The organism is Nocardiopsis listeri NBRC 13360, from assembly GCF_001570765.1.
Classification (GTDB): Bacteria; Actinomycetota; Actinomycetes; order Streptosporangiales; family Streptosporangiaceae; genus Nocardiopsis; species Nocardiopsis listeri.
Genome location: NZ_BCSH01000031.1, coordinates 1 through 11345 on the forward strand (window position 1 = coordinate 1; position 11345 = coordinate 11345).

11 protein-coding genes and 1 tRNA gene are annotated in these 11345 nt (G+C 68.6%); 8 read left to right on the forward strand and 4 right to left on the reverse strand.

The genetic code is table 11. From position 1 onward, the window contains the following. Nucleotides 1-235: 235 nt before the first annotated feature. Complete coding sequence (locus tag NLI01S_RS10590; protein WP_067603129.1) at nt 236-1666, reverse strand: MFS transporter; 1431 nt, start codon at nt 1664-1666, stop codon at nt 236-238. Between the two features lie 99 nt (nt 1667-1765). On the opposite strand from NLI01S_RS10590, the gene NLI01S_RS10595 reads away from it, so the two are divergent. Continuing rightward, on the forward strand, nt 1766-2254 hold the full coding sequence (locus NLI01S_RS10595) for a DUF523 domain-containing protein (protein WP_067603132.1): 489 nt from the start codon (nt 1766-1768) through the stop codon (nt 2252-2254). A gap of 4 nt (nt 2255-2258) precedes the next feature. On the opposite strand, the gene NLI01S_RS10600 is transcribed toward NLI01S_RS10595, so the two are convergent. Next, a complete protein-coding gene (locus NLI01S_RS10600; RefSeq protein WP_067603135.1) occupies nt 2259-2807 on the reverse strand; it encodes a dihydrofolate reductase family protein in 549 nt (182 codons plus the stop codon). Further along, nucleotides 2804-3730, reverse strand: a complete 927-nt coding sequence (locus tag NLI01S_RS10605; protein ID WP_067603139.1) for a helix-turn-helix domain-containing protein — start codon at nt 3728-3730, stop codon at nt 2804-2806. The genes NLI01S_RS10600 and NLI01S_RS10605 overlap by 4 nt, the downstream gene beginning before the upstream one ends. A 144-nt stretch (nt 3731-3874) precedes the next feature. On the opposite strand from NLI01S_RS10605, the gene NLI01S_RS10610 reads away from it, so the two are divergent. From NLI01S_RS10610 to NLI01S_RS10630, 5 genes are all read left to right on the forward strand, one after another. After that, nucleotides 3875-3948, forward strand: a tRNA-Pro gene (locus NLI01S_RS10610). Nucleotides 3949-4593: 645 nt separating this feature from the next. After that, on the forward strand, nt 4594-5004 hold the full coding sequence (locus NLI01S_RS10615) for a GlcG/HbpS family heme-binding protein (protein ID WP_067603149.1): 411 nt from the start codon (nt 4594-4596) through the stop codon (nt 5002-5004). A gap of 53 nt (nt 5005-5057) precedes the next feature. Then, a complete protein-coding gene (locus tag NLI01S_RS10620) occupies nt 5058-5903 on the forward strand; it encodes an SDR family oxidoreductase (RefSeq protein ID WP_067603158.1) in 846 nt (281 codons plus the stop codon). Between the two features lie 374 nt (nt 5904-6277). Next, nucleotides 6278-7033, forward strand: a complete 756-nt coding sequence (locus NLI01S_RS10625; RefSeq protein ID WP_223809191.1) for an iron-containing alcohol dehydrogenase — start codon at nt 6278-6280, stop codon at nt 7031-7033. Continuing rightward, entirely contained in the window at nt 7030-8121 is a 1092-nt protein-coding gene (locus tag NLI01S_RS10630; RefSeq protein WP_067603160.1) for an FAD-dependent oxidoreductase, read from the forward strand. The genes NLI01S_RS10625 and NLI01S_RS10630 overlap by 4 nt, the downstream gene beginning before the upstream one ends. On the opposite strand, the gene NLI01S_RS10635 is transcribed toward NLI01S_RS10630, so the two are convergent. Continuing rightward, nucleotides 8099-9481, reverse strand: a complete 1383-nt coding sequence (locus NLI01S_RS10635; RefSeq protein ID WP_067603163.1) for an NAD-dependent succinate-semialdehyde dehydrogenase — start codon at nt 9479-9481, stop codon at nt 8099-8101. The genes NLI01S_RS10630 and NLI01S_RS10635 overlap by 23 nt on opposite strands. A gap of 145 nt (nt 9482-9626) precedes the next feature. Here NLI01S_RS10635 and NLI01S_RS10640 point away from each other — a divergent pair, with 145 nt between their 5' ends. Both NLI01S_RS10640 and NLI01S_RS10645 read left to right on the forward strand, forming a co-directional pair. Continuing rightward, on the forward strand, nt 9627-10034 hold the full coding sequence (locus tag NLI01S_RS10640) for a RidA family protein (protein WP_067603166.1): 408 nt from the start codon (nt 9627-9629) through the stop codon (nt 10032-10034). A gap of 99 nt (nt 10035-10133) precedes the next feature. Continuing rightward, nucleotides 10134-11162 carry a glutathione S-transferase family protein gene (locus NLI01S_RS10645; protein ID WP_067603176.1) on the forward strand — a complete coding sequence of 343 codons (1029 nt, stop codon included), beginning with the start codon at nt 10134-10136 and terminating at the stop codon, nt 11160-11162. The last annotated feature ends 183 nt before the right edge of the window (nt 11163-11345 follow it).

Below are 11345 nucleotides of genomic sequence, written 5' to 3' on the forward strand. Positions count from 1 at the left end.
GGAGGGGTAGCGCTGCGGGGGAGGACGGTGGATGGGGCCGGCTCACTCTCACCATCCCCACCGGATCCGGCTTCTTCTCTTGCTTCTCGGCGGGGTGATGCTCCCAGATCCGCCGATTCACCTTGGCCTCACCCCCGCCTCCACCCCCGGGGATCACTCATCTAGGGTCTCGCGTATGAGCGGAGAGGGTTCCCCGTGATCGGGGAGCCCTCTCCGTGTGTCAGGGGCAGGAGGACTAGGGCAGGCGGCGTACGTTGCCGTGGCGCGGCCTCGGCGCGGGTTCCACGTTCTCGCGCGGACTCGGCACCGGGATGGCCGGCGCGCCCGGCAACGGTCGCCCGGCGCTCTCCCGCATCCGCCACACCACCAGAACGCCCACCACCCCGGCGGCCATGAGCAACCACGCCGGGGCGTAGAGGTCGCCGGTGGTCTGGATCAGCGACTCCGAGAGCAGTGGGGTGGTGCCACCGAACAACGCCACCGAGACGTTGAAGCTGACGGCCAACGCGCCATAGCGGACCTTGGTGGGGAAGAACGCCGGTAGGGCACCGGGCGCCGTGCCGGAGAAGTGCACCAGGGTGATCGCCAGGACCACCACACCCAGGGCGACCGCCCACAGCTCACCGCGCTGCATCAGCCAGAAGGCCGGCAAGGACAGCACGATCGAGAGCACGCTGCCGGTGAACAACACGGGTCTGCGGCCCACCCGGTCGCTGAGACGCCCGACCAGGGCGACCGTGGCGAGGATGAACACCATGCCGCCCAGGGTGATCACCAGCGCCGCGGAGGCATCGTGGTCGAGTTCGGTCTCCAGGTAGGTGGGCAGGTAGGCCGTCACCATGTAGTTGTTGACGTTGAAGACCAGGATCAGCCCCATGCACAGCAGCATGGCGCGCCACTGGTCGACGAAGGTCTCCCGGAGTTGGCCCTTGCGACGCTCCCCGGCGGAGTCCTTGGCGAAGCTCTCCGAGGAGCCCTCGAAGATCGGGGTGTCCTCCAGCTTGAGACGCAGGTAGAGGCCGATGCCACCCAGCGGAAGCGCCAACAGGAACGGGACACGCCACCCCCACTCCACCATGGTCTCGCCGCCCAGGGTCATCGTCATCAGCGTGACGATGGAGGCACCGGCCACGTAGCCGCTGATCGTGCCGAACTCCAGCCAGGAGGCCAGGAACCCGCGACGCTTGTCGGGTGAGTATTCGGCGATGAAGGTGGTCGCGCCACCGTACTCGCCGCCGGTGGAGAAGCCCTGGGACATGCGCGCGACCAGAAGCAGGATCGGGGCGGCGACGCCGATCGTCTCCGCCGAGGGGATGAGCCCGATCGCGAAGGTGCTCGCCGCCATGAGCAGCATGGTGAAGGCGAGTACCTGCTTGCGGCCGATCCTGTCACCGAGCGGACCGAAGAACAGACCACCGAGGGGGCGGACGAGGAACGCCGCGGCGAAGGTGGTGAACGTCGCGATCAGTTGGACGCCACCCGACTGGGACGGGTAGAACACCAGCCCGATCGTGGTGGCCAGGTAGCTGTAGACACCGAAGTCGTACCATTCGGTCGCGTTACCGATGGCCGCGGCGGTGACGGCCTTGCGGGTGGTGCGGTGGTCGGTCTCCAATACCCGGGTGCCCTTGGGGCTCGCACCGCTCTCGGGTGGTGTCTGGCTCACGTCTTCCCCTCCCAGTGACCACGTGAAGACTCCAGGTAAGCACCGTGGGTGACGAAAGCGTGGGATGTGGTCGTGTCGACGTCCGGGTAGCGTGGCCGTATGCGCAAAGTGCTGGTGAGCGCCTGTCTCATGGGGCGCAAGGTCCGCTTCGACGGGCGGGCCAAACCGGTGGACGACGCCACCGTCGAAAGGTGGCGCGCCGAGGGGCGTCTGGTCGTGCACTGCCCCGAGATCGCCGGCGGTCTGCCCGTGCCCCGGCCACCGGCCGAGATCGAGCCGGGTGCCGACGCCGCCGACGTCCTCGCGGGCCGCGCCCGCATCCTCACCCCCGACGGCGTGGACGTGACCGATCACTTCGTCTCCGGCGCCCGCGCGGCGCTGGCCACCGCGCGGGCGCAGGGTGTGGCCGTGGCCCTGCTCAAGCAGTCCAGCCCCTCCTGCGGCTCCCACCAGGTGTTCGATGGCACCTTCTCCGGGCGCAAGGTCCCGGGGGAGGGGGTCACCGCGCACCTGCTGCGCGAGCACGGGATCCCCGTCCTGGACGAGGACCAGGTGGCCCGGGCCGCGGAACTGCTGGCCGAGTCGTAGGCGGTCAGTCCTTGACGACCTCGTAGTCCAGACAGGCGAACGCGCCCGCGAGTCGGACCGACAACGGCCGCAGCCGCACCCGGCCGTCCAGCAGGGGAGCGCCGCCGCCCAGGCTGACCGGGGCGATCGACACCCGAACCTCGTCGAGGAGGCCCAGCCGGGCCAGTTCGGCGGCGACGCGTCCACCGCCGACCACCCAGATGTCCTTGCCGTCGGCGGTCTCGACCATGTCCTTGTGCAGGGCGCGCAGTTCGTCGTCGGTGTCGGCGCTCAGGAACCGCAGGTCGCCCTCGATCCTGGGCAGGTCACGATGGGTCAGCACCCAGGTGGGTGTCTTGTAGGGCCAGGGCGTGTGTCCCTCGTGCTCCAGGATCCACTCGTAGGTGGTCGCCCCGGTGAGGATCGCGCCCGCGCCGTCGATGAACTCGGCGGTGGAGTCGATCGCCTCCCCCTCCTGGGCGCCCTCCACCGCGAACAGCCACTCCAGGGAGTTGTCCTGGTCGGCGATGAACCCGTCCAGGCTGGTGGCGGTCTCGTAGACTGTCCTGGTCATGTCGTTCCTCCGTAGTGGTCCTGTAGCCATTCGATGGGGTCGCCGTGGCCCACCTCCACGCCCGCCTCGCGCAGCATGTGCCGCACGAGTTGCCTGCGGTGCGCGGCGTAGGTGAGCACGTGCACCACCACGCTGCCCATGACGAAGCTCTCCGGTGGGTCGCACAGCGCGTCGATCAGCCGGTCGCCCCAGGCGCCCCGGCGTCCGATGTCACCGACGGCGGCGATCCACCGCGCCCCCGCCTCGCGGTGCCGTTCCCGCAGCGAAGCCGGATCGTCCTCCCCGTGCTCGGGGAAGTCGTCCCCTTCGATGGAGGCCAGCCACACCTCCTTGGACCACACCAGACGATCCAGGCTGTGCGCGATCGACTTCTCGGGACCGTCCCAGGTCAGGACGGTCCGCCCGGGGGAGCGCACCTTTCGGTACTCCTCCTCGGACAGTTCGGCGGCCAGGCCGATGAGCAGGGCCGTGTCGTCGACGTCGTGGTGCACCTGGAAGGCGGTGAGGTCCATGTCGGCTCGTCCCTTCGGGTTCTCCTCCACCCACAGGTGGAACGGCGGATGGAAGTGGACCCCGTTGGGCGCGGTCAGCCACCGGCCGCTGCCGGCCGTGGTGGCGCTGGGCGGGTGACCGAACGCGCGTGCGAACGCGCGGGTGAACCCCTCGACGGACTCGTATCCGGCGGCGAAGGCGGCGTCGGTGACCCCGCTGCCCTGACCGATCTGCCAGGCGGCCCGTTCCAACAGCACCCGACGGCGCAGGGCCACGGGTGGTTCGCCGGTGTCCCGGGCGAAGGTGCGGCTGAAGTGGAACGGTGAGGCGTGCGCCTGCCCGGCCATGTCGCTCAGGCGGGTGTTGTCCTCGGCCAGGACGGCGTCGAGCAGTTCACGCAGCCGGTCGCGTCCGGTGGTGGGGTCGGTCATGGGACCAGTATCTTCGTCCGACCCCTGGAGCCGCTTGACCGATCTTGCGCAGGCGGGGCGGAGGGAACCGTGGCGCGAACGGCTCGGGGAATGCGATAGAGTCGTCTCCGTTGGCCACACCGGAGACGGTGTCGGTCCGACGGGCGGGACGTAGCGCAGTTTGGTAGCGCACTTGACTGGGGGTCAAGGGGTCGTGGGTTCAAATCCCGCCGTCCCGACAGAGAAGTAGCAGGTCATAGAGGGGTCCACCATTCGGTGGGCCTCTTTCTGCGTCTCGGGTGGGGTATCGGCCCACGTCGTTGAGGATTTCGTCCATCGCCCGAGCCGCCGACCGACGTACCGGCCGCAGCCGGTGGCGGTGGACACGTTCGGTGGTGTCGATGTCGTCGTGACCGACCAGCGGTGAGATCTCCTCGATGCTCACCTCGTACTCCGACAGCGAGGAAGAGCACGGGGCCGAACCCCACTGACCGCGGCATCGGCGTGCGTATCGCCCGTCCCGGCATCGAATTCTCCCCACGGCCGGGGTGGCGCCGGTACGAGATCGATTGCTCGATCTGACTGGCCAGGCATGTTGATGGCTTTCGAGATGAGCTTTGAGCCGTCCGGTCGTCCGTGCGGAACTTCGCGTTCCACGGCCGCACGTTCACTATCGACTTCCAGGACCGGTGGTCCTCACACGGATGGCAAAACGATCTGGATGAGGAAAGGAACGTTGGACCGTTCGAGCGCGCCACCGTGACACATCGGCGCACAATACGAAGTGTCGCTTTCGTTAATGAAGTTCATTGTCTCAGAAAAGGGGTCGCCAACCTTTTCCCGGTGCCTTGACCGGTGGTGGACGTGGACTTACGGTCCAAGTCATGGAGTCCATGACAACGATCGGTCTCGACGACGCCATGCGTGTAATAAACGCGGGAATAGTTAAATCTCAGGAGATTAATTCCCCGAGTAATATCGCGGTGGCCGATGTCGGAGGGAACCTTACGGCACACGTACGGATGGACGGCGCGCAACTCGGGAGCATCGAACATTCGATCAATAAGGCGCACACGAGTGTGCTCTTCAGGAAACCGACCGGGGACCTGGCCTCGGACTCCCAACCGGGAGGGCGGTTCTGGGGCATGGCGTTGTCGGGTGGCGGGCGCGTTCTGGTGTTCGCCGGAGGTCTGCCTTTGTTCGCCGATGGCGAGCTCGTAGGAGCGGTAGGGGTGAGCGGGGGTTCGCGAGAACAGGACAGCGCTGTGGCCGAAGCGGCTGCAGCCGCCCTCTGAACCCATTGCCGGCACGGCCTCAAGGAACTCACTGACTCATCGAAGGGAACATCATGACCGGAACGATCCTCATCACCGGAGCGGGTACGGGTTTTGGCAAGGAGGTCGCTCTGCGGCTCGCGTCCCAGGGGCACGACGTCATCGCCGGCGTCGAGATCATCGCGCAGGTCAACTCGCTCCGATCCGAGGCGGAGGCGCGCGGGGCGGGCCTGCGCGTGGAGAAGCTGGACGTGACCGATCCCGACGACCGGCGGCACGCCTGGACGTGGGACGTCGATGTTCTGCTCAACAACGCGGGTGTCTCCGAGGGCGGCTCGACCGTGGACATCCCCGAGGACCGACTGTTCCGGCAGTTCGACGTCAACGTGTTCGGTCCGGTCCTGCTCACCCAGCGCTTCGCGAAGAGGATGGCGGCGCGTGGGAGCGGCAGGATCGTCTTCATGTCCTCGGTAGCGGGGCTCACCACGGATCCGTTCACCGGTGCCTACTCGGGTTCCAAGCACGCCGTGGAGGCCTTCGCCGACGCATTGGACCAGGAACTGGCCGAGTTCGGTGTCACCGTCGCAACCGTCAATCCGGGGCCGTTCCTGACGGGGTTCAACGACACCATGTTCGAGGAGTGGAAGACGTGGGGCGACGACCCGTCCCAGCGCCTCTTCGACTACTCCGAACTGTCCTTCCCCCATGAGCAGTACGACCCGGAGCCCGTCTTCGAGACAACGATCAAGGTGCTGCTCGGTCAGGACACGCGTTACCGCCACGTGCTTCCCGAGGAGATGGAACCCGAGGTCCGCCAACAGGTCGACGGTTTCTGGGAACGCGGACTCAACGATGGAAGACGCCCGGAACTGGTGCAGAAGGCCTACGACATGGCCCCCTACACCTCCGTCTCCTCATGAGTCTGCCCTGCGCCCCACCGGTTTCGACGTCGACGAGCCCCCGCTCGAACTCGGCCGTGCCCTGAAGCTCCCACCGTGGCTGGAGCCCCGACGCGACCAGATCCAGAGCGCGCTTCCACGGTTGGACCTGCCCGCCGAGAACGACCCCGAGGCACAGGTGGTGTGAGCTCCATGGTGGTCTTCGGCTGCGGGACGGTGAACAGAGTGGGGGAGCAGGTCCGACGGCTGGGCGCGTCCCGGGCACTCCTGCTCTCCTCGCCCTCGGGGCGCGCGGTGGGCCGGATGCGCGAGGTACTCGGTGACCTCTTGGTGGCGGAGTTCGCGGGGGCGATTCCGCACATCCCGGTCGAGGTGACCGAGCGGCGCTTCGGCTCGTGCGCGAGCAGTCCGTCGACTGCCTGGTCGCCATCGGCGGTGGTTCGACGACCGGACTCGCCAAGGCCCTGGCGGTACGCACCGGGCTGCCGCAGGTCATCGTCCCCACCACCTACGCCGGTTCCGAGGTCACGTCCGTCCTCGGGGAGACCGAGGACGGGCGCAAGACCACCCGATCCGGGCCGCACATCCTGCCGGAGACGGTGGTCTACGACGTCGACCTCGCCCTGGGACTTCCGGTGGCGGTTTCGGTGACCAGCGCGGTCAACGCCATGGCCCACGCCGTGGAGGCCCTGTACGCACCGAAGGTCGACCCGGAGGCCCGAGAGGACCTTCTGCGCGCGGCCCGACTCGCCGGCGACTGTCTCGGGGCCGTGGGAATGGGCCTGCACCACAAGCTCTGCCCCACCCTGGGAGGGGCGTTCGACATGCCGCACGCCGCGACCCACACGGTCGTACTGCCGCACGTGATGGCCTACAACGCGCCTGCCGTACCCGAGGTGATGTTCCGAATCGCGCAGGCGTTGGGGACCGACGACGCCGCGCGCGGGGTCCACGACCTCGTGGTGGGCGTGGCCGGGCCGACGTCGTTGCGTGAGCTCGATATGGCCGAGGCCGACCTGGCGCCGGCCGCCGGGCTCGCCACCGCGAAACCCTATCCGAACCCGCCAGAGCCGGAACGGCAGGGCGTGGAGATACTGCTCGTCGACGCCTGGCATGGCCGAAGGCCGGCGCCGCGACCGGAGGGACGATGACGGACAAGGCGGGGTCGCCCGACAAGACCGACGTGGTCGTCATCGGTGCCGGGCAGGCCGGGCTCTCGGTGGCCTGGCACCTGCGTCGACTCGGGCTCGAGCCCGGGGTCGACTTCGTGGTCCTGGACCGGGGCCCGCACAGCGGTGGAGCCTGGCAGTTCCGCTGGGAGGCGTTGCGTCTGGACGACGCCCACAAGGTCGACGACCTGCCCGGCATGCGGGAACTGGAACTGAGTTTCGACACCGCCGACCCCGAACGCCCGGCCCGGGACGTGGTCCGTGATTACTACCGCCGCTATGAGGACGCCTTCGATCTGAGGGTGGTGCGCCCGATCCAGGTGCGAGGGGTGCACGACCACGACGAGGGATTCCGGGTCGTGACCGACCGGGGGGAGGTCGTCTCGCGGACCGTGGTCAACGCCGGCGGCACCTGGGGCCGGCCGTTCCGGCCCTACTTCGCGGGCGCGGCGGACTTCCGGGGCGTCCAGATCTCCACCCCCGACTACCGGGCCGCCGAGGACTTCGCGGGGATGCGGGTCCTGGTGGTGGGCGGTGGTACCTCCGCGGTGGGGTTCCTGCGCGAACTGGAGGGCGTGGCCGCGAGCACCACATGGGCCACGCGCAGACCCGTCACGTTCGTCGACGACCCGGAGGGCCCGATCAACGCGGTGCGCGCGGCGGACGAGGCCGCGAGGGCCGGCCGTCGCCTGCCCAGCATCGTCAGTGGTACCGGGCTGCCCGCGACCCCCGCCAACCTGGCGGGCCGGGACCGTGGTCTGCTGCTGGACCGGCCCATGTTCACCGCGATCGAACCCGACGGGGTGCGTTGGCCGGACGGCACGTTCGAACCGGTGGACGCCATCATCTGGGCCACCGGCTTCCGGGCCGAACTCACCCACCTGGCCCCACTGCGCCTGCGCGAACCCGGTGGAGGGGTGTGGGTGCAGGACGGCCGCGCGGTCCGTCGACCGGGCCTGTTCATGGCCGGGTACGGGCCGCAGGCCAGCACCATCGGCGCCAACCGGGCCGGGCGGGCCGTCGCGCGTCAAGTGGTGGCCGCGCTCCCTAACCGGTCGGCATCACGTTGATCAGCTTCTTGTTGACGAACTCCTGGATCCCCGCCTCGGAGAGTTCCTGGCCGTAACCGGACCTCTTGGTGCCACCGAATGGAAGCTCCGGCCGGGTCCATGTCGGGTGGTTCACGAACACCATCCCGGTCTCGATCCGCCTGGCGACCTCCACACCGTGATCGGTGTCCTCGGTGAACACCGATCCTCCCAGCCCGAAGCTGGAGTCGTTGGCGATCCGCACCGCCTCGTCTTCGTCCGCCGCTCGGAAGAAGAGGGCGACGGGCCCGAAGAACTCCTTGTCGTAGACCGGGTTGTCCCTGCTCACCCCGGTGAGGATCCTGGGCTGGACGAACGCGCCCTCCTCCGGCACGGGATCGCCGGGCGTCATCATCAGGGCGCCGTGGTCGACGGCCTCGTCCACCAAGGCGTCGAGGTCGTCGGCGGCGCTCTGTGAGGACAGCGGCGGCAGTGTCGTGTCGGGGTCGAACGGGTCACCCGCCCTGAGCTCGGCGAACCCTTCGGCGAACCGCCGCAGGAACTCGTCCGCCACCTCTTCGACCACGATGATCCGCTTGGCGGCGACGCAGCTCTGACCGGCGTTGTTGAGCCGGCCCCACAGCGCCCGCTCGACGCTCAAGTCGAGGTCGGCGTCGGCGAGCACGATCAGGGCGTCGCTGCCGCCGAGTTCCAGGGTGCTCTTCTTCAACTCCTCGCCGGCGTGCGCCGCGACGCTGGCGCCCGCGCCCTCGCTACCGGTGAGCGCGACACCGCGGATCCGGGAGTCCTGGATCGTGCGGCTCACCTGGTCCTTGCTCGCGTAGACGTTGGTGTAGGCGCCCTCCGGCGCGCCGGCCTCGCGGAACAGCCGCTCGAAGGCCGCTGCGGACTGCGGCACGATCGACGCGTGCTTGACCATCACCACGTTCCCGGCCATGAGGTTGGGGCCGGCGAATCGGGCCAGCTGGTAGTAGGGGAAGTTCCATGGTTGGACGCCGAACAGCACCCCGATCGGATCGCTGACGACGATGGCCTCTCCCGCCTCGGGGGCGTCGGTGGACACCCGCTCGGGGGCCAGGAACTCCTCGGCGTTGTCCGCGTAGTAGTCCAGGATCGAAGCGGCCAGCTCGACCTCGCCCAGGCTCTCGCCGTACAACTTGCCCATCTCCAGGGTGAGGAGGCGGGCGAACTCGTCGGGTCGTTCGCGCAGAATGCTCGCGGCGCGTGCGACGACCTCCTTGCGCTCGTCGAAGGACTTGGTGCGCCAGGATTCGAAGGTCCGCTGGGCGGTGTGGACGGCCCGGTCCAGCTCCTCGTCCCCGATCCCCGGGAACATCGCCAGGGTCTCGTTCGTGTAGGGGTTCGTGGTCGCGTAAGCCATCAGGTTTCCTCCTCCGTCTTATGGATCCCCTGCTCGGTCGACGCCGGTGACGAAACGTTCCCCACGTAAAAAACCGTTGGGGCGGTCGTCGGTGCGACGCTAACGTGCCCCGTGACCGACCGTTTCCACACCGCAGAGGAACCCGATGAACAGCGCCGTGACCCTCCTCCGTTCCGCCACCTTGTCCGACGTCGCGGAGTACGCCTACGCCGCCACGGTCCCGTCCGGGACGCGACTGGTCTTCACCGCCGGCGCGTGCCCGCTGAACGCCGACGGCACCACCGCCGCCGTGGGCGACTACGCCGGTCAGGCCGCGGTGTGCGTGGCCAACCTGAAGACCGCGCTCGCGGAGGCCGACGCCGAACTGACCGACGTGGTCAGCACCCGGGTACTGGTCGCCTCCACGTCCCAGGAGGACCTGGTGACGGCCTGGGAGGTGGTGCGGGACGCCTTCGGTGAGCACGACGTGCCCAGCACCCTGCTGGGCGTCACGGTCCTGGGCTACGACGACCAGCTCGTGGAGATCGAGTCCGTGGCCGCACTGCGAGAGTGAGAGCACGGGAATTGGTCCTGTGGACAAACGGGTTCCCGGCGAGGGTTCGGCCTAGGATCGGGGAAGACAAGGGTTCCCAGAACACGGAGGGTGTGCGCCATGCGGGCCAATCGGCTGCCGACCGAGGAGATCAAGCGCGAGACCGCGGCCTTCGCCGACCGGATCACCTCCGACGGACGCTTCGGTCGCACCGCCGAGCCAGGACGCTACCGGCTGGTGATCAACCGGGCCTGCCCCTGGGCGCACCGCGTCGTGATGACCCGCCGCCTCATGGGGCTGGAACAGGTGGTCTCCCTGGCCGTCACCGACCCCGTGCAGGAGATCATCGAGGGCGACCCGCACTGGGTGTTCACCGAACGCACCGGCAACCCCGACGACAAGGACCCCGTGCTCGGCATCCACGCCTTGCGCGAGGCCTACCTGGCCCGGGACCCCGACTACGACGGCGGTGTGAGCGTACCCGGACTCGTGGACGTCGCTTCCGGCCACCTGGTCTCCAACGACTACGACCAGATCAGCGTGGACATGGCCACCGAGTGGGACGGTCTGGCCCGCGCCGGCGCGCCGCGACTGTACCCCGAGGAGCTGCGCGAGGAGATCGACACCGTCAGCGCCGAGGTGTACCGCGACCTCAACAACGGTGTCTACCGTTCCGGGTTCGCCCCCGACCAGCAGCGCTACGAGCGGGCCGTTCGCGGAGTCTTCGAGTGCCTTGACGCCCTGGAGGAGCGCCTGACCGAACGCCGTTACCTGGTCGGTGAGCACATCACCCTGGCCGACCTGCGCCTGTGGGCCACCCTGGTGCGCTTCGACGCCGCCTACCACGGCCACTTCAAGTGCAACCGGCGCAAGCTCATCGAGTACCCGGCGCTGTGGGCCTACGCTCGCGACCTGTTCCAGACCCCGGGCTTCGGCGACACCACCAACCTGGAGCACATCCGGGTCCACTACTACGCGGTGCACACCGCCATCAACCCCACCGGGATCGTGGCCGTCGGCCCGGACCCACAGGGCTGGCTCACCCCACACCACCGGGAGGAGCTGGGCGGTCGCCCGTTCGGGGACGGAACGCCGCCGGGACCCGTGGTGGAGGGCGAGCACGTCCCTCCCCTGGAGGAGCAGGGCTGAGGAACAGGGCTTAGGGGCGAGGCAGAGAGCGAGACATCCAGGTAGTCATGTAGTCAGGTGGCCACCAGGGAGTAGGGGTTCGGGATGAAAGCTGGGGCTGGGGCTGGGGCTGAGAGGTAGAGGTCGGGCTCGTGGCGGGGATGACTGAGACCTTTGGCCTTGGGGTTGTCGGGTGTCGCTTGG